The sequence below is a fragment of the Sorangium sp. So ce834 genome, from assembly GCF_051521425.1.
GTDB lineage: Bacteria > Myxococcota_A > Polyangia > Polyangiales > Polyangiaceae > Sorangium > Sorangium cellulosum_D.
Genome location: NZ_CP150351.1, coordinates 8,502,891 through 8,519,659, shown reverse-complemented (window position 1 = coordinate 8,519,659; position 16,769 = coordinate 8,502,891). Strand labels below are relative to the sequence as shown.

Below are 16,769 nucleotides of genomic sequence, written 5' to 3'. Positions count from 1 at the left end.
TCACGGACGGCACGGATGTCACGGCTGGAGAAGGGGTCTTTGGGACCGCCAAGGCGCCAGCATTGTAGGGCGCGCGCTCACCTCCGGGGCCGCGAGGGAGCAGAAGGGATTGGCTCCCGTCCGCGATCGCCGTACGCTGCGCCCATCGTGCCCGCGTCCGAACCGAGCCAGGATGCTTCGCTTTTCCTCTGCATCACCTTCTTCCCGAGCGAGCGCATGGCCACCGCGGTGCTGCGGCTGGTGTCCAGTTTCTGCGGCATGGTGCTGGACGACGAGAACGTGAGCTCGCGGTTTTACATGGCCGCGCACGAGCTCGCCGAGAATATCACCAAGTATTCGACCGGCCCCCGGGTCAGCCTGGAGCTCGTGATGGAGGAGGCCGAGAGCTCTTATATCCTGAAGATCCGCGCGCGCAACGAGGCCTCTCCGGAGCGGCTGCGCGAGGTGGAGAGGCGGCTCTTCGCGCTGAAGACCGCGAGCGACCCGGTGAAGCACTATGACGATCTCATCAGCGAGACGGCGATGCTCGAGGGGGTGTCGGGGCTCGGCCTCGCCCGGGTGCGCGCCGAGGGCGGGCTCGACGTGGACTACAAGATCGAGGGCAACGAGCTGACGATCATCGCGCACGCGCCGGTCGAGAGATGGAGGGCAGATTGAGCAGCTTGAAGGTCGAGTCGGTCGTTACGGACAGCTTCGGGATCGAGCCGAGCCTGAGGGAGGACACCCTCAGCGTCAAGCTCACCGGCACGGGCGACATGGCGGCCGCCGCGCCGCTCGGCTCCTATTTCAGGACCCTCCAGGCGGAGGTGATACGCCTGTCCGTGAGCGCCGTCGAGTTCGACGTGCGGGCCCTCTACTTCCTGAACTCGAGCTGTCTCAAGGCGTTCATCAGCTTCATCTGCGGGCTCGCCGGCCAGGGGCTCAAGTGCAAGATACAGTTCCTCACGGACGCGAAGCTCGGGTGGCAACGGCGGAGCTTGACGGCGCTCGAGCGCATGTCCCCGGAGCTGGTCTCCATCGCCGATACCTGAGCCGAGAGCCAGAGGCATGAGCAAGAAGCGCCGGACGATCGCCCTCTTGATGGATTACGTACGAGGCGAGTACCAGTCCGAGGTGCGCTTCGGGGTCGAGCGCGCCGCCGAGGCGCACGACGTCAACCTCGTGATCGCCTTCGGCGAGACGCTCGCCCTGCCCGGGTCGTCCGGCGCGGCCCAGAACAGCATCTATCACCTCATCGGCCCGGAGACGGTCGACGGCGTCATCGTCGCCTCGACCACGCTGTGCCATCACGTCGGCGTCGACGGGATGCAGCGGTTCTGCCGGTCCTACGCGCCGCTGCCCGTCTGCAGCATCGGCGTGGCGATCGACGGCGTCCCGAGCCTCGTCGTCGACAACGCCCTCGGGATCGAGATGGCGGTCGGCCACATGGTCGAGCGCCACGGGCTCCGGCGCGTCGCGTACATCGCCGGGCCGGCGAGCAACGAGGAGGCGGACGTGCGCTCCGGCGCCTACTGGCGGGCGCTCGCCGCTCGATCGCTGCCCGCCGACGAGCGCCTGTTCGCGTGCGGCACGTTCTCGATCGACTCCGGGCGCGCCGCCATGCGCGAGATCCTGGATCGCGGGGTGGAGCTCGACGCCGTCATCGTCGCCAACGACGCCATGGCCCTCGGCGCGATCGACGCCCTCCGGGCGCGCGGCCTCGGCGTCCCGGAGGACGTCCTCGTGTGCGGCTTCGACGACGCGGTCATCGCGCGCTTCACGAAGCCGTCGATGTCCACGATCCGCCAGCCGATCAAGCGGCTCGGGGCGCGCGCCGTCGACACGCTGATGCGCATGGTCGACGGCGAGCCGGTCCCGGGCTGCGATCTCTTCCCGGTCGAGCTCACGCTGCGCGAGTCCTGCGGCTGCGGCAACCCGGCGGACGCGGCGGGCGCGCCCCGGAGCAGGGCGTCCGGCGCGGCGCCCCCGCCCGCCGGCGAGCGCGACGAGCTCTCGCGCGCCCTCGAGAAGAGCGTCGCGATCCCGGCGGGCTCGCTCCACGGCTGGGCCGGCGAGCTCCTGTCGGCGCTGGACGACGAGATCGCGGGCCAGGAGGGCCGCTTCCTGCGCGCCCTCGAGGCGCTCCTCGACGCGGCGGTGCGCGAGGGCGCGAACCTGGAGCACTTCCAGGGCGTCGTCACGCTGCTCCGCGAGCGGTTCAGCCGCCGCCTAGACTACCGGCCCGACGCGGCGCTGGAGGAGACCCTCGAGCAGATCTGGCACGCCGCGCGCGTGCTCGTCGCGGGCGCGTCCGTGCGCTCCGAGGGGCAGCAGCGGCTGAGCGTGGAGCTCGCGTCGCTCTACCTCAGCTGGAGCTCGCGGAGCTTCTCCACCTGCCTGAGCCTGCCCGTCCTGCGGCGCATGATGGCGTCGGAGCTGCCGCGGATGCAGTTCTCGCGGGTCGCGGTGTCGCTCTACGACGACCCGCACCGCGCCACCATGGTGCCGCTCTTCTTGATGAAGGACGGCCTCGAGGTCGAGCCGCCTCCCGCGAGCTTCCCGGCCCGCCGCCTCGCGCCCGACGGGTTTCTGGGGGACGGGGAGCGAAGGAGCGTGATCGCGCTGTCGGTCGCGTTCGGCGACACGGAGAAGTTCGGCGTCGCGGTGCTCAACAGCGGCGCGAACGAGCTGGTCTATGACGCGCTGCGGCTCCAGATCGGCTCCGCGGTCAAGGCCGCTGCGCTGCACTGGGAGGTCGTCCGGCAGGTGGAGCTGCGCGAGCGGCTGGAGCAGGAGAAGGTCCGCCAAGAGAGCGCCGTCGCGGCGCGGATCCAGACCACGCTGGTGCCGGCGCAGCTCGCGATCGAGGGGCTCGAGCTCGCCGCGGTCATGAAGCCGGCGGCCACGGTCGGGGGCGACTACTACGATGTCATCGCGACGCCCGAGGGCGGGTGGCTCGGGATCGGCGACGTCGCGGGGCACGGGCTCGCGGCGGGGCTCGTGATGCTGATGATCCAGAGCATGATCTCGGCCCTGACGCGCACCGACCCGAACGCCAGCCCGAGCGACATCCTCTCCGCGGTCAACGCGGCGGTGTACGAGAACGTCCGCAGCCGGCTGAAGCGGGACGAGCACGCGACGCTCCTGCTCCTCCGGTACGAGCGGAGCGGTCGGGTGACGTTCGCGGGGGCGCACGACGACATCATCGTCTACCGCGCGCGCACCCGCCGCTGCGTGTGCATCCAGAGCTCGGGCGTCTGGATCGGCGCGCTGCCCGCCATCGACGCGATGACGCGAGACGCCGAGTTCTCCCTCGAGGACGGCGACATCCTCGTGCTTTACAGCGACGGCGTGACGGAGGCGCGCAACTGCCACCGGGAGCAGTTCGGCCTCGAGCGGCTGTGCTCTACCATCGAGTCTTCCCAGCACGCCCCGTCCGACGTGATCCGCGACCGGATCCTGAGGGAGGTCGAGGGCTGGTGCCCGAGCCCCGATGACGACATCACGGTCGTCGTGGCGAGGTACAGCGCGCCCCGGGCGCTGTCGCTCCAGTCCGCCGGCTTTCCTACATGAGCGCTATCCCGCGCGAGGGCGGAAGGGATTGGATCCGGCCCGAGAACCACGTAGGCTGCGTCAATCGTGCCAGTGTCCGAACCGAGCAGCAGCGGGTCACTGTTCCTGTGCATCACGTTCTATCCGACCGAGCGCATGGCGGGCAGCGTGCTTCGCCTGGTGTCCAGCTTCTGCAGCATGGTGCTCGACGACCCGAACGTGAGCTCGCGGTTCTACATGGCCGCGCACGAACTCGCGGAGAACGTCATCAAGTACTCCTCCGGCCCGCGGGTCAGCCTAGAGCTCGCGCTGGAGGAGAGCGAGAGCGCGTGCGTCATGAAGATCTGCGCGCGCAACGAGGCCTCTCCGGAGCGGCTGCGCGAGGTGGAGCGGCGGCTCTTCGAGCTGAAGACAGCGACTGATCCGGTGAAGCATTATGACGACCTCATCTGTGAGACGGCGATGGTAGAAGGGGTGTCGGGGCTCGGCCTCGCGCGGGTGCGCGCCGAGGGCGGGCTCGACGTGGACTACAAGATCGAGGGCAACGAGCTGACGATCATCGCGCACGCGCCGGTCGGGAGGTGGAGGGGGGATGAGCAACTTAAGGGTTGAGCCCGTCGTCACGGACAGCTTCGGGGCGGAGCCGGTCCTGAGGGAGGACACCCTCAGCGTCAAGCTCACCGGCACGGGCGACATGGCGGCGGTCGCGCCGCTCGGCTTCTTCCTCAAGGAGCTCCAGTCCGAGGCGCTGCGCCTGCGCGTGGGCGCCGTCGCGTTCGACGTGAGGGCCCTTTATTTCCTGAACTCGAGCTGCCTCAAGGCGCTCATCAGCTTCATCTCCGGTCTCGCGGGCCAGGGGCTCAAGTGCAAGGTAGAGTTCCTCACGGACGCGCGGCTCGGGTGGCAGCGGCGGAGCCTGACGGCGCTCGAGCGCATGTCTCCGGAGCTCGTCTCCATCGCCGATGCCTGACCGAGAGCCGCGGGCCATGAGCAAGAAGCGCCGGACGATCGCCCTCCTGATGGACTACGTGGGCGGGGACTACCAGTCCGAGGTGCGCTTCGGGGTCGAGCGCGCCGCCGAGGCGCACGACGTCGATCTCCTGGTCGCCTTCGGCGAGACGCTCGCGCTGCCCGGGGAGACGGCCGCCGCCCAGAACAGCATCTATCACCTCATCGGCTCGCAGACGGTCGACGGCGTCATCATCGCTTCGGCCACCCTGTGCCATCACATCGGCATCGAGGGGATGCGCGAGTTCTGCCGCGCTTACGCGCCGCTGCCGGTCTTCAGCATCGGTATGGCGATAGAGGGTATCCCGAGCCTCATCGTCGACAACGCCTTCGGGATCGAGCTCGCGGTCGCGCACATGGTCGACGCCCACGGGCGCCGGCGCGTCGCCTACATCGGCGGGCCCGCCAACAACGAGGAGGCGAAGGCGCGCGCCGACGCGTACTGGAGCGCGCTCGCGGCGCGCGGCGTGCCGCTCGACGAGCGCCTCTTCGCGCTCGGCGCGTTCACGATCGACAGCGGCAGGACCGCCATGCGCGAGCTGCTCTCGCGCGGGGGCGACCCGGACGCCGTGGTCGCCGCCAACGACAAGATGGCCCTCGGGGCCATGGAGCTGCTCAAGGAGCTCGGGATCCGCGTCCCGCAGGACATCCTCCTGTCCGGCTTCGACGACGCGGTCATCGCCCGCTTCTCCAAGCCGTCGCTCACCACCGTCCGCCAGCCCATGAAGCGGCTCGGGGCCCTCGCGGTGGACAGCCTGGTGCGCATGCTCGACGGCGAGGAGGTCCAGGGCGTGGGGCTCCTGGAGGTCGAGCTGACGTGCCGCGAGTCCTGCGGCTGCGGGGTCCAGGCGAGCGCGTCGCTCCCGCCGCCGGGCAGCTCGACGCGGGGCGGGGCGTCGCTGATCGCCGGACAGCGGGAGTCGCTGGAGCGCGCGCTCCGGCGGAGCGTGTCGATCCCGACCGGCTCGCTCGACGGCTGGCCCGGCGATCTCCTGTCGGCGCTGGAGGACGAGCTCGCGGGCGAGGAGGGCCGCTTCCTGTATGCGCTCGAGGCGCTCCTCGACGCGGCGGGGCGGGCGGGGGCGATCCTCGATCACTTCCAGGGCGCGATCGCGGTGCTCCGCGAGCGGCTCCACCGGCCGGTCGAGGACGGCGGCGCCCTCCACGACACCCTCGAGCGGCTCTGGCACGCCTCGCGCATCGTCATCGGGAGCGCGTCGGTGCGCGTCGAAGGGGAGCGGCGCCTCAACGTGGAGCTCGCGTCGATGTACCTCAGCTGGAGCGCGCGGAGCTTCTCGACCTGCCTGAGCCTGCCGATCCTGAAGCGCGTCATGGCGTCGGAGCTGCCCGCCCTCGGGTTCTCGCGCGTCGCCGTGTCGCTCTATGACAGCGCGCCGGACGCGCTGGAGACCACCATGAAGACGCTCTTCCTCATGGAGGGCGGCCGCGAGGTGGAGCCGCCGCCCGCGAGCTTCCCGGCCTGGCTCCTCGCGCCCGACGGGTTCCTGAGCGGGGGAGAGCGCAAGACCGTGATCGCGCTCCCGGTCGCCTTCGGCGATCTCGAGAAGTTCGGTGTCGCGGTGCTCAACAGCGGCGCGCACGAGCTGGTCTATGACGCGCTGCGCCTCCAGATCGGCTCCGCGGTCAAGGCCGCGGCGCTGCACCGGGAGATGATCCGGCAGGTGGAGCTGCGCGAGCGGCTGGAGCAGGAGAAGATCCGCCAGGAGAGCGTCGTCGCGGCGCGGATCCAGACCACGCTGGTCCCGGATCGGCTCTCGGTCGAGGGGCTCGAGCTCTGCGCCGTCATGAAGCCGGCGGCCGCGGTCGGCGGCGACTACTACGACGTGCTCGCGACCGCCGAGGGCGGGTGGCTCGGGATCGGCGACGTCGCGGGGCACGGGCTCGCGGCGGGGCTCGTGATGCTGATGATCCAGAGCATGGTCTCGGCCCTGACGCGCCGGGACCCGGGGGCGAGCCCGGCCCGGCTGATCTCGGCGATCAACGCGGCGGTGTACGAGAACGTCCGCGGCCGGCTGCTGCGGGACGAGCACGCGACGCTCCTGCTCCTCCGGTACGAGCGGAGCGGTCGGGTGACGTTCGCGGGGGCGCACGACGACATCATCGTGTGCCGCGCGCGCACCCGTCGCTGCGTCTGCATCCAGAGCTCGGGCGTCTGGATCGGCGCGCTGCCCGCCATCGACGCGCTGACCAAAGACGCCGAGTTCTCCCTGGAGGACGGCGACGTCCTCGTGCTGTACAGCGACGGCGTGACGGAGGCGCGCGACGCCCACCATGAGCAGTTCGGCCTCGAGCGGCTCTGCACCGCCGTCGAGTCGGCCCAGTCCGCGCCCGTCTCGGCCATCCGCGATCGGATCTTGAACGAGGTCGAGGGCTGGTGCCCGAGCCCGGACGACGACATCACGATCGTCGTGGCGAGGTACCGCGCGCCCCAGTAGCCCCGGCGCTCGCGGTCGCGGGTTGGGTTACATGGTCGTACGGCGGACCCATGGGGATTGGCTCCAGGGCGAGAACCACGTACGCTGGCCGGGTCGTGTCAGCTCCCGGACCGAGCCAGGGCCGCCCCCCGTTCTCGTGCGTCACGTTCTTTCGGAGTGAACGGATGGCCAGCGCGGTGTCGCGGCCGACCATCGCGCGCGCCGGTCGGGAGACGGAGGGTCGATGAGCAGCTTACGGGTTGAGCCTGTCGTCACGGACAGCTTCGGGATCGAGCCGAGCCTGAGGGGCGACACCCTCGGCGTCAAGCTCAGCGGGACAGGTGACATGGCGGCGGCGCCGCCGCTCGGCATCTGCCTCAAGGAGCTCCAGGCGGAGGTCGTGCGCCTCTCCATCCCCGCCGTCGAGTTCGACGTGAGGCCCCTTTATTTCCTGAACTCGAGCTGCCTGAAGGCGTTCATCAGCTTCATCTGCGCCCTCGCGGGCCAGGGCGCGAAGAGCAAGGTGGTGTTCGTCACGGACGCGCGGCTCGGATGGCAGCGGCGGTGCCTGGCGGCGATCGAGCGCATGTCTCCGGAGCTGGTCTCGATCGTGGACGCCTGAGCCGGGGGCCAGAGGACATGAAGAAGCGCCGGACGATCGCCCTCGTGATGGATTATGTGCGCGGCGAGTACCAATCCGCGATGCGGGTCGCGATCGAGCGCGCGGCCGAGGCGCACGACGTCAATCTCGTGATCGCCGTCGGCGAGGTGCTGACCGGCCACAGCCCCTCCGAGATCGCGCAGAGGACCATCTACCACCTCGTCGGCCCCGAGGCGGTCGACGGCATCGTGATCGCCTCGCCGACGCTCGGCAATTACGTCGGCGTCGAGGGGGTGCAGCGCTTCTGTGAGTATTACGAGCCGCTGCCCGTGTGCAGCATCGGGATCCCGATTCCGGGCGTGCCCAGCATCCTCGTCGACAACGCCCTCGGGATCGAGCTGGCGGCCGGCCATCTGCTCGACGACCACGGCTGCCGGCGCGTCGCCTACATCGGCGGTCCGGACAGCAACGGAGAGGCGCGGCTCCGCGCCGACGCGTTCCGGAGGGCGCTCGCCGCGCGCGAGCTGCTCTGCGACGAGCGCCTCGTCGCGAGCGGCGCGTTCACGATCGAGACCGGCCGGGCCGCGATGGCCGAGATCCTGGCCCGCGGGGCCGAGCTCGACGCGGTGGTCGCCGCGAACGACAACATGGCCCTCGGCGCGATCGAGGTCCTGATGGCGGAGGGCCGCGCCGTCCCGAGGGACGTCCTCGTGTGCGGCTTCGACGACGTCGGCGTGGCGCGCTACGCGAAGCCGTCGCTCACCACGGTGCGCCAGCCGATCAAGCGGCTCGGGGAGCTCGCGCTCGAGACGGTCCTGCGCATGCTCGACGGCGAGCGCGTCCCCGAGCGGACCATGCAGGAGATCGAGCTCACGCGGCGCGAGTCGTGCGGCTGCTCGTACCAGGCCGTCATCTTCATGCGACCGCTCACGGACCCGCCGCCGCGCCTCGGGGCGCTCTCGCTCGGCGGCCGCCGGGACGAGCTGGAGCGCGCGCTGGAGCGCGCCGTGGGCGTCTCGGCGGCCTCGCTCCACGGCTGGTCCGGCGCGCTCCTGTCGGCGCTGGAGGAGGAGCTCGAGGGGGCCGAAGGGCGCTTCTTGCACGTGCTGGAGAGGCTCCTCGACACGGCGGCGCGCGAGGGGGTGTTCCTCGATCTGTTCCAGGGCGTGATCACCCTGCTGCGCGCGCGGCTCCGCCGGACGGCCGTGGACCCGGTCGGGGCCGCCGCGAACGAGACCCTGGAGCAGCTCTGGCACGCGGCCCGCATCCTCATCGGGAGCGCGTCGGTGCGCGCCGAGGGGCGCCATCGCCTCGACGTCGAGGTCGCCTCGATCGGCCTGAACTGGAGCGCGCGGTGGTTCTCGACGTCGCTGAGCCTCCCCCTCTTCCGGCGGATGCTGGCCTCGGAGATGCCGAGGCTGCTCTTCACGCGCGTCGCCGTCTCGCTCTACGACGACGCCCAGCGCGACACCCTGAAGACGCTCTTTCTGATGCAGGACGGCCGCGAGGTGGAGCCGCCCGAGGGGAGCTTCCCGGTGCACGCCCTCGCGCCGCCTGGGTTCCTGAGCTCGGGCGAGCGCAGGAGCACCGTCGTGATGCCGATCATCTTCGGCGACGCCGACTATTTCGGGATCATCGCGCTCAACAGCGGCGTGAACGAGATGGTGTACGACGCGATGCGGCTCCAGGTCGGCTCCGCGGTGAAGACGGTGTCGCTGCACCGGGAGATGGTCCGCCAGGTGGAGCTGCGCGAGCGGCTGGAGAAGGAGAGCGAGCGGCAGGAGACCGCGCTCGCGGCGCGGCTCCAGACCACGCTGGTGCCGGAGCGGCTCGAGGTCGAGGGGCTCGAGCTCGCCGCGGTCATGACGCCGGCCGCCGAGGTGGGGGGCGATTACTACGATGTCATCGCGACGCCCGGGGGCGGGTGGCTCGGGATCGGCGACGTCGCCGGGCACGGGCTCGCGGCGGGGCTCGTGATGCTGATGATCCAGAGCATGGTCTCGGCGCTGACGAGCCGGGAGCCTGGCGCGAGCCCGAGCGAGCTGCTCGCGGCGCTCAACAAGGCGGTGTTCAAGAACGTCCGCGACCGGCTGAAGCGGGACGAGCACGCGACGCTCTTGCTCCTCCGGTACGAGCGGAGCGGGCGGGTGACGTTCGCGGGGGCGCACGACGACATCATCGTGTGCTCCGCGCGGACGCGGCGGTGCGTGTGCATTCCGAGCTCGGGCGTCTGGGTCGGCGTGCTTCCCGCCATCGACGCGGCGACGCGGGACGCCGAGTTCTTCCTGGAGGACGGGGACGTCCTCGTGCTCTACAGCGACGGCGTGACCGAGGCTCGCAACGCGCACCGCGAGCAGTTCGGGGTGGAGCGGCTCTGCGCCGCCATCGAGGCCGCCCAGGCCGCGCCCGTCGAGGCGATCCGCGACCGGATCCTGCGGGAGGTCGAGGGCTGGTGTCCGAGCCCCGACGACGACATCACGGTGGTCGTGGCGCGGTACAGGGCGCCCGCGTAGCGGCCCCGGGGGGGTGCCGCCGCCGCGGCGCTGTCGCCTGGCGAGGGTCCTCTGTGACGGCGCCGCGGAGGGCCGGCGACGTCCCGCGGTCGCCGGCGCCGTGCGGGGTGGCGGCGCTGGACTGGCCGAGGGCGCGGTGCTGGACTCGCGCGGAGCGCCGCGCGGTGCGGCGCGCTGCAGCGGACGCGAGGATCCGCGCACTCTGGCCGAGAGATCGCGACATGGCAACTCCCGACCCGCAGGTAGTTGAGCAGGCCCTCGCCGCCGTGGAGGCGCTGCGCGCGAGCGCCGTCGAGCACGAGCAGCGCTACCGGCCCCTGCTCGAGGCGGTGCACCCGAAGCACCGGGCAGGGGCGACGAACCTGCTCCACTACCTCGCCGTCCGGCAGCAGGACATCCGCGGGCTCCAGCGGCGGCTCGCCGCGCTGGGGCTGAGCTCCCTGGGTCGGCTGGAGAGCTGCGCGCTGGCCTCCCTGGACGCGGTGCTCGGCGCGCTCGACGCGCTCGCGCGGCACCCCGAGCCGCGGGCGCCCGGCGAGTGCCCCACCTCGTTCGATTCGGGGGCCGCGCTGCTCGAGGAGCACGCGCGGGCGCTGCTCGGCGAGGGGAGGCAGGGGCGCCAGACGCGGGTGATGGTCACGCTGCCCGAGGACGCGCGGAAGGGCGAGCTGAAGAGGCTGCTCGAGGGCGGCATGGACATCGCGCGGATCAACTGCTCGAAGGGGGACGCGGACGCGTGGGCGGAGCTCATCGAGCGGCTGCGGAAGGCGGGGCAGGAGGTCGGGGTCGCCTGCAAGGTGCTCTGCGACATCGCCGGGCCCAACCCGCGGGTGAGCAAGATCGGCGGGGGGTCGGCGCGCGTGGCGCTCCCGGAGTCGGGCGAGCGGCCGAGGTTCTGGCTGTGCAAGGACGTGAAGGACGTGAAGAGGGCGCGCGCCGCGGCGGGCGACGCCGACGTCGAGGACGCGCTCGCCGTGAGCTGCACGATCCCGGAGGTCATCGACGATCTCCGGCCCGGGCACCGGGTGTTCTACGACGACGGGCGGCTGGGCGGCACGGTCACGCTGGTGACCGAGGGGGCCGCGCTGGTGGAGGTGGATCTCGCGCGGCAGGGCGGGGTGAAGCTGAAGCCGGGAAAGGGGTTGAACTTTCCGGACAGCGAGCTCGGGATTGCGCCGCTCACGCCGAAGGATCTCGAGGATCTCGATTTCATCGCGCGCCACGCGGACATGGTGGGGCTCTCGTTCGTCAGGGCTCCTTCCGATGTGGAGCGGCTGCAGGAGGAGCTCGCCGCGCGGGGGGCGGCGCACCTCGGGATCGTGCTCAAGATCGAGACGACCCCTGCGTTTCGGCAGTTTCCGCGGCTGCTGCTCGCGGCGATGCGCAGCGAGCACGTGGGGGTGATGCTCGCGCGCGGCGACATGGCCGTCGAGATGGGGTTCGTGCGGTTGGCGGAGGTCCAGGAGGAGCTTTTGTGGCTCTGCGAGGCCGCGCTGGTCCCGGCGATCTGGGCGACGCAGGTGCTCGAGAGCCTGAACAAGACCGGGGTGGCGACGCGCGGGGAGGTGACGGACGCGGCGATGAGCTCGCGGGCGGAGTGCGTGATGCTGAATCAGGGGGAGAACATCGTGGCGACGGTGGCGTTCGTGGTCGACGTGCTGAAGCGGATGCACGAGCACCAGGACAAGAAGCGGGCGCTGATGCGGCCGCTCAGCGTGTCGCGGCTCGATTGAAGATCGAGAGGGGCACGGCGTTCGCCATCGCCTCGTGGCCGGCGTCATTGGGGTGCAGGTGATCGCCGCTGTCGAACGAGGCGAGGATCTTCGCGGGCTGCTCCGGGTCACGCACGGCGGCCTCGAAATCGATGACGCCGTCGTAGGAGGTGTTGCCACGGATCCACGCGTTGACCTCCTGGCGTAGGACCTCCCCCTCGGGCGTATAGTAGGGCGGGAACGCTTCCTCGAACGGCAGGAGCGTGCCGACGAACGCCTTGACCCCCCTCGCTCTCGCCTTGTCGGCGAGCGACTTGAGCCCGTCGATCATCTGGGCGGCGGTCACCTTCTCGGCTTCGCCCAGAAACCCCGGCATCCCGATGTCGTTGATCCCGATCAAGACGATGGCGTGCGTCACGCCCGGCGTCCCCAGCACGTCGCGCTCGAAGCGCGACACGGCGCTCGGACCGATGTTGTCCCGGAGCAGCCTGTTCCCGCCGAGGCCTTGGTTCACGACCGCGATCATCCGCGTCTCCGGATCCGCCTGGAGCCGCGCGAAGAGCCGATCCGAGTAGCGCTTGTCGGCGTCGATCGTCGATGTCGAGCCGTCGGTGATCGAGTCGCCGAACGCGACGACGACCTTCTGGGGCTCGGTGGACTCGACGTCGACGCCCGCGAGCCAGTACGTGGATGTGATGTTGGTCGGTGACGCCAAGGTCTCGCTCGCCGCCTGGTTTCCCGTGGCGACAGCGTGCGTCGTGAAGGAGAACGGGTGCCACGTCGCGGGCTCCGACGTCGCCGCGCTGTAGATGCTCACGAGGAGGCGGTCGCCCGGGCTCACCGCGAGATCCACGCCGTCGCTGACCGCCTCGCTGGCCGGGGGGATCGACGCGCTCGGCTGGCCGGAGAACTGGACCCGTCGGTCGGTGCCCGGCGCCGAGACGAAGGGCGAGGCCTCTTTCGCCACGCGGACCTCGGCGAGCTCCAGCGGCTGGGTCCCGAAGAGGTTCGACAGCCGCAGCCGGACCCGATCGCCGGAGGCGGTGACGACGAGCCTCTGGCGCAAGGTCTCGTCGCTGAAGCTACGCGGCGTCGTGTCGGGGAACGGCGAATCCGCCCCCTGCATCGTCGTCCCCCATGCGGCTGTCCAGCTCGCTACGGGCGCCTCGTCCTCCGCGCCGCAGCCGGCGGCGGCGAGGGCCAACACGAACGCTCCCAGGGTCGCCCGACGGGGCAATCTCAAACCGATCATCACGGATCTCCTCCACACACGAGCACGTCATTAGCATCGGGTTGCGGCTCTTGCCCGCCATGCGCTACGCGAAGCCGGGCTCCCGGGGGCTATCGACCGGGTTGACGACCCTGGCTTCACTGGGGCGACGAACGAGCGCCGGCGGGATCGACAGCGCGAGACATTTTTTCGCGCCCCCTCGCGGCGCACGGCCGGGGCCTGGCCCGGTCGCCACGCTCCCGGCCAGCGGCTCTTGGGACCGTTTCGCTGTAGGTGTACGTAGGTCCCTGGAATCCTGCCTGCCGCGAGGCGCTCTACGCGAGCAGCTCGGACCAGGGGCCGTCACCCCGCGCGCACGAAGCGCCAGGCGTCGAGGAGCTTCTCGGACGGACGGTCTTCGATGGCATCCGTGTGGGCCACGAGGAGACGCTTCAACGGCAGCGCGGCCATGCGATCGATCGATCGCGCCGCAGCGTCGTTGGGCTTCGTCTTCGCCCACACGTCCGGCGGCGTTCGGATTTTGTCATAGCAACCCGTGAGCCGCGCGGCCCAGCGCCAACTCCAATGGTCCCGCGCGCACGCGCTGATCACGACGTCGGCGCCGATGAGCGAGCCCGTGGGACGATGGAAGAACACCGTCTCGTCCAGAAAGGGACAGCCATCGAGCGGGATCGCGTCGAGCTCCTTCACCGCGCCGAGGAACGCGTCGTCCCGCAGCCCCATGTGGAGCTGGATCTGCGGGTTGCGCGCTGTGGCCGAGGGCGGGCCGACCACCTTCGCCGACGCGAAGCGCGCGGCGGTGGCGCGCGCGCCGAGGTGATGGAAGCAGTTCGGCACGACGATCCAGCGAAGCTCGCCCAGCGCGCGGAGCGCCGCGCAGAACTCCTCCGTTGGCTCGGGCGGGCTGTGCACGAGGAGCCCGCCGCCTTCGAGTCGCAGCACCGTACTCCGCGCGCGCAGACGAACCCCGCTAAACCACACCGGCCGCTCGCTCACCCAGATCGCGTTCGGGACGACGACTGACAGCTCGCTTGCATCCATTCAGGGCCTCGCGGTGACCGTGCGTGCTGCCACGGCTCTCTGGGCACTGACGGTAGGGTCCAGCCGACGACCCGTCAATGGTTGAGATTTTGGCGATCACTGTCGCCTCCCATCACCGTAGAGGCCTACGAGGCGAGTGCGGCCCAAATCAGCGTAGGAGCCGGCGGTGAACGGTGAAATCCGGCGATCACGTGGCCGCCATCTTCACCGACCCGACCCGGGATGCGATGATCACCGACACGGCTCAGACCCGGGGTCTGCCCCGCCGGCTTGGTGCCGCTCGTGGAGTTCCGTGGAGCCCCGTACCCTCGCGTCACCCGCTGCGCCGGTTTCCGGTGGTCCAGCATACACCGTTTTCGCCCCAAATTTAGCGGCGTCAAAATTTGTCAGGTTACACGCAGATCACACGCACAAATAAAGACACGGCTCTCGCCGTGTCTTCGTGGTGGAGGCGCCGGAAATCGAACACGCGCCCGGATGCACGACGCGCCCGACCGCTGCCGACGTCTACCGTGACGAACCTGGTCAGGACGCGAGCCCGGCGCCGAGCCGGCTGTCGATGCGCTCGCGGCTCCAGCAGGTCTCGACAGCGCCGAGCATCAAGGTCCCGGCCGCAGAACGGCACGGGCACGGGCGGCGCTCAACGTAGACTTAGCTCTCGTTCCCACCGCTCCTGCTCCGCGATCGCGTCGTCGGCGGCACGCACGCCCTCGACGAAGAGGGCGGCGAACTCCGGGTCGTTCAGGTCGAAGCCGAGCCGGAGCATGATGAGGCGGTCTTTTGGGGGGACGGAGCGGAGGATCGCGGCGGCGGAGCGGGGGCGGCGGGCGGGGCGCATGCTGCGAGCGTACCAGACTGTGCGGGCAGACCGTAACGGCGCGCGGCTGGCTCTAGCCTAGCCCGACACAAACGGACGAGAGCGCGTCCGCGTAAGCGTCCTGTGCCGCGGCCCGGGCGGGCGGTTAACGGGCGGCAAGCGGCGCTGCTCGCCCGGCCGGCTCGGGATCCTTCGGCGGTAGCGCCGTGCTCCTCGGCAAGGCTGATGAGCTCCCGACCCCGCGCTCTACGGAGCTCAGCCCGCGCGACCCTGCCTCTCGCCGCCGGGGCACCTCATCACGCGCCAGCGGCGGAGCGCTTCGCGAAACCGCCTTCTGCCACGGTGGATCCGTCCAAGCGTCCGGTGACCTCGCCGAGCGGCGAGCGGCAGCGGAGCCGTCGTTGCTCATGGGCTCTCCCTGGGAAAGTGGGGACGCAGGGCGGCGGCAAAGAGGCGGTCGAGCGTCCAGTCAGGCAGGATGCGCATCAACGGGAGCAGCGCGGCCTCGCGGCCGATGGTGTAGCGCGTGCGCGGCTTGCGCGCCGTCACCGCCCTGGCGATCACCTTGGCCGCGGCGTCCGCGGGCACGCCCGACTTGGCGTGATACGCGGTCTGCGCGGTGATGGCTTGCACCAGCCCGCCGTAGCGCTGGCTTTGCTCGGGCGTCATGGTCGACGCCAGCTCACGGGCGGTGGCGATCGCCCGGCCGGGCATTTCCCTGCCCACGGCGCCCGGCTCGACCACGACCACCTGGACCCCGAACGGGGCGATTTCGCGTCGCAAGGAGTCGCCGACCGCTTCGAGCGCGAACTTCGTGCCTGCGTAAGGACCGTAGGTGGGCATGGCGATCTCGCCGCCCACGGAGCTGATGTTGACCACACGACCCTTGCTGCGGATCAGGGCCGGCAGGAGCGCTTGGGTAACGGCGATGTGGCCGAAGAGGTTGACCTCGACCAGGCGTCGCCACGCTCGGCCCAGGGCTCGAGCACCAGCTCCCCATCGGCGCCCCGACCATCTCGGCCCAGGGCTCGAGCACCAGCAGACGGCAGACGCCGAGCAAGCGCTCATAGACGCTCTCCGGGCCGTTGGCCGCCTCCTTCGCGGTGGGGCGCCGAGAGACGAGCCAGTCCACGAAGACGGCCCGGTAGAGGGCGCCGACGTGTCAGTCGACCGACGGCACGGTCGCGTCGACCCGGGTCGGCAGCCCGCGCGCGCCCGCCGGCGCGCGGAACGCGGCGCCGGACAGCTCCCGCCGCATGCACGTGGCCGCCTCGTCGTAGCGGGGGTCGGAGGCGCTCCCGATGATCGTCGGCACCACGATGTAGCCCTCGGCGTCGACGTTGAACTCCACCCGGACGGCATCGGGCGGCAGGATCTTGCCGTCCGGGCCGCGGCAGCGCTGCACGAGATCCCAGTAGAGCTGCGCCCGCGCCGCCTTCTCGATCGCGGGGCTCGACATGTCGGCCTGCACCATGGGCGCGCCGATCTCGACGCGCGACCGCGGGGCGGGGGCAGGGGAGGGCGCCGGGGCCGGCGGGGGCGCGGAGGGCGCCGGCAGGCCGGTGCTCGTGCCGATCTTCGCGAGGCTCGCGCGGTCGCCCGGCCTGGGCGCGGCCTGCCGCGCGGCGGCGAGGAGCTCCTCGAGCGCGCCCGGATCGGCGGAGCTCGCCGCCGGCGGCCCGCCCGACCGGGGTTGGGCGCCGCGCTCGCTCAGGGACGCCGCGGCGCTGCGCGTCCAGGGGGTGTGCGCCCCGGCGTCGGCCTCCGCCGGCGGCGCGGGCTCGGGGCGCCCGCAGGACGCGAGCAGCGGGAGCAGGACCACGAGCGCGGTGCGCACCCCGAGAGGGTCGATCGGATGGGCGTCGCGCGCAACGGCGTCG

General features: G+C 71.1%; 14 protein-coding genes. 9 read left to right on the top strand and 5 right to left on the bottom strand.

Features of this window, described 5'->3' with window-relative positions; all coding sequences use genetic code 11:
* Positions 1-147 precede the first annotated feature (147 nt).
* The 9 genes from WMF20_RS30990 to WMF20_RS30950 all read left to right on the top strand — a co-directional run bounded on the left by WMF20_RS30990 (position 148) and on the right by WMF20_RS30950 (position 11,821).
* Positions 148-657, top strand: a complete 510-nt coding sequence (locus WMF20_RS30990) for a hypothetical protein (protein ID WP_437605483.1) — start codon at positions 148-150, stop codon at positions 655-657.
* Positions 654-1,031, top strand: coding sequence for a hypothetical protein (locus tag WMF20_RS30985; RefSeq protein WP_129577775.1), 378 nt, complete (start codon positions 654-656; stop codon positions 1,029-1,031). The genes WMF20_RS30990 and WMF20_RS30985 overlap by 4 nt, the downstream gene beginning before the upstream one ends.
* Before the next feature lie 16 nt (positions 1,032-1,047).
* Positions 1,048-3,552, top strand: coding sequence for a SpoIIE family protein phosphatase (locus tag WMF20_RS30980; protein ID WP_437605482.1), 2,505 nt, complete (start codon positions 1,048-1,050; stop codon positions 3,550-3,552).
* 72 nt (positions 3,553-3,624) lie between these two features.
* Positions 3,625-4,143: a hypothetical protein gene (locus WMF20_RS30975; protein WP_408022444.1), complete on the top strand. Its 519-nt coding sequence runs from the start codon at positions 3,625-3,627 to the stop codon at positions 4,141-4,143.
* Positions 4,124-4,501, top strand: a complete 378-nt coding sequence (locus WMF20_RS30970; protein WP_129577772.1) for a hypothetical protein — start codon at positions 4,124-4,126, stop codon at positions 4,499-4,501. Before WMF20_RS30975 ends, WMF20_RS30970 begins: the two co-directional genes overlap by 20 nt.
* 16 nt (positions 4,502-4,517) lie before the next feature.
* Positions 4,518-6,995 carry a SpoIIE family protein phosphatase gene (locus WMF20_RS30965; RefSeq protein ID WP_437605481.1) on the top strand — a complete coding sequence of 826 codons (2,478 nt, stop codon included), beginning with the start codon at positions 4,518-4,520 and terminating at the stop codon, positions 6,993-6,995.
* 223 nt (positions 6,996-7,218) lie between these two features.
* Positions 7,219-7,596 carry a hypothetical protein gene (locus WMF20_RS30960; RefSeq protein ID WP_437605480.1) on the top strand — a complete coding sequence of 126 codons (378 nt, stop codon included), beginning with the start codon at positions 7,219-7,221 and terminating at the stop codon, positions 7,594-7,596.
* Positions 7,597-7,613: 17 nt separating this feature from the next.
* Positions 7,614-10,088 carry a SpoIIE family protein phosphatase gene (locus WMF20_RS30955; protein WP_437605479.1) on the top strand — a complete coding sequence of 825 codons (2,475 nt, stop codon included), beginning with the start codon at positions 7,614-7,616 and terminating at the stop codon, positions 10,086-10,088.
* A 221-nt stretch (positions 10,089-10,309) separates the two neighbouring features.
* Complete coding sequence (locus tag WMF20_RS30950; protein ID WP_437605478.1) at positions 10,310-11,821, top strand: pyruvate kinase; 1,512 nt, start codon at positions 10,310-10,312, stop codon at positions 11,819-11,821.
* On the opposite strand, the gene WMF20_RS30945 is transcribed toward WMF20_RS30950, so the two are convergent.
* The 5 genes from WMF20_RS30945 to WMF20_RS30925 all read right to left on the bottom strand — a co-directional run bounded on the left by WMF20_RS30945 (position 11,799) and on the right by WMF20_RS30925 (position 16,726).
* Positions 11,799-13,052 (bottom strand): SGNH/GDSL hydrolase family protein, encoded by a 1,254-nt coding sequence (locus WMF20_RS30945; protein WP_437605477.1) that lies wholly within the window; start codon positions 13,050-13,052, stop codon positions 11,799-11,801. The two genes, WMF20_RS30950 and WMF20_RS30945, sit on opposite strands and share 23 nt — an antisense overlap.
* A gap of 321 nt (positions 13,053-13,373) precedes the next feature.
* The gene (locus WMF20_RS30940; RefSeq protein WP_129577766.1) at positions 13,374-14,072 is read right to left on the bottom strand and encodes a DUF4336 domain-containing protein; all 699 of its coding nucleotides are present in this window, start codon (positions 14,070-14,072) and stop codon (positions 13,374-13,376) included.
* Positions 14,073-14,712: 640 nt separating this feature from the next.
* Positions 14,713-14,910, bottom strand: coding sequence for a hypothetical protein (locus WMF20_RS30935; RefSeq protein ID WP_437605476.1), 198 nt, complete (start codon positions 14,908-14,910; stop codon positions 14,713-14,715).
* Positions 14,911-15,294: 384 nt separating this feature from the next.
* Positions 15,295-15,957 carry an SDR family NAD(P)-dependent oxidoreductase gene (locus WMF20_RS30930; protein WP_437605475.1) on the bottom strand — a complete coding sequence of 221 codons (663 nt, stop codon included), beginning with the start codon at positions 15,955-15,957 and terminating at the stop codon, positions 15,295-15,297.
* Between the two features lie 94 nt (positions 15,958-16,051).
* Positions 16,052-16,726, bottom strand: coding sequence for an energy transducer TonB (locus WMF20_RS30925; RefSeq protein ID WP_437605474.1), 675 nt, complete (start codon positions 16,724-16,726; stop codon positions 16,052-16,054).
* Between the last annotated feature and the right edge of the window lie 43 nt (positions 16,727-16,769).

Bases quoted from the DNA above. Each gene is read 5' to 3' on its own strand.
- WMF20_RS30950 (WP_437605478.1), top strand. From the start codon at position 10,310: ATGGCAACTCCCGACCCGCAGGTAGTTGAGCAGGCCCTCGCCGCCGTG.
- WMF20_RS30965 (WP_437605481.1), top strand. From the start codon at position 4,518: ATGAGCAAGAAGCGCCGGACGATCGCCCTCCTGATGGACTACGTGGGC.
- WMF20_RS30940 (WP_129577766.1), bottom strand. From the start codon at position 14,072: ATGGATGCAAGCGAGCTGTCAGTCGTCGTCCCGAACGCGATCTGGGTG.
- WMF20_RS30935 (WP_437605476.1), bottom strand. From the start codon at position 14,910: ATGCGCCCCGCCCGCCGCCCCCGCTCCGCCGCCGCGATCCTCCGCTCC.
- WMF20_RS30955 (WP_437605479.1), top strand. From the start codon at position 7,614: ATGAAGAAGCGCCGGACGATCGCCCTCGTGATGGATTATGTGCGCGGC.
- WMF20_RS30970 (WP_129577772.1), top strand. From the start codon at position 4,124: ATGAGCAACTTAAGGGTTGAGCCCGTCGTCACGGACAGCTTCGGGGCG.
- WMF20_RS30930 (WP_437605475.1), bottom strand. From the start codon at position 15,957: ATGAGCGCTTGCTCGGCGTCTGCCGTCTGCTGGTGCTCGAGCCCTGGG.
- WMF20_RS30960 (WP_437605480.1), top strand. From the start codon at position 7,219: ATGAGCAGCTTACGGGTTGAGCCTGTCGTCACGGACAGCTTCGGGATC.
- WMF20_RS30945 (WP_437605477.1), bottom strand. From the start codon at position 13,052: ATGATCGGTTTGAGATTGCCCCGTCGGGCGACCCTGGGAGCGTTCGTG.
- WMF20_RS30980 (WP_437605482.1), top strand. From the start codon at position 1,048: ATGAGCAAGAAGCGCCGGACGATCGCCCTCTTGATGGATTACGTACGA.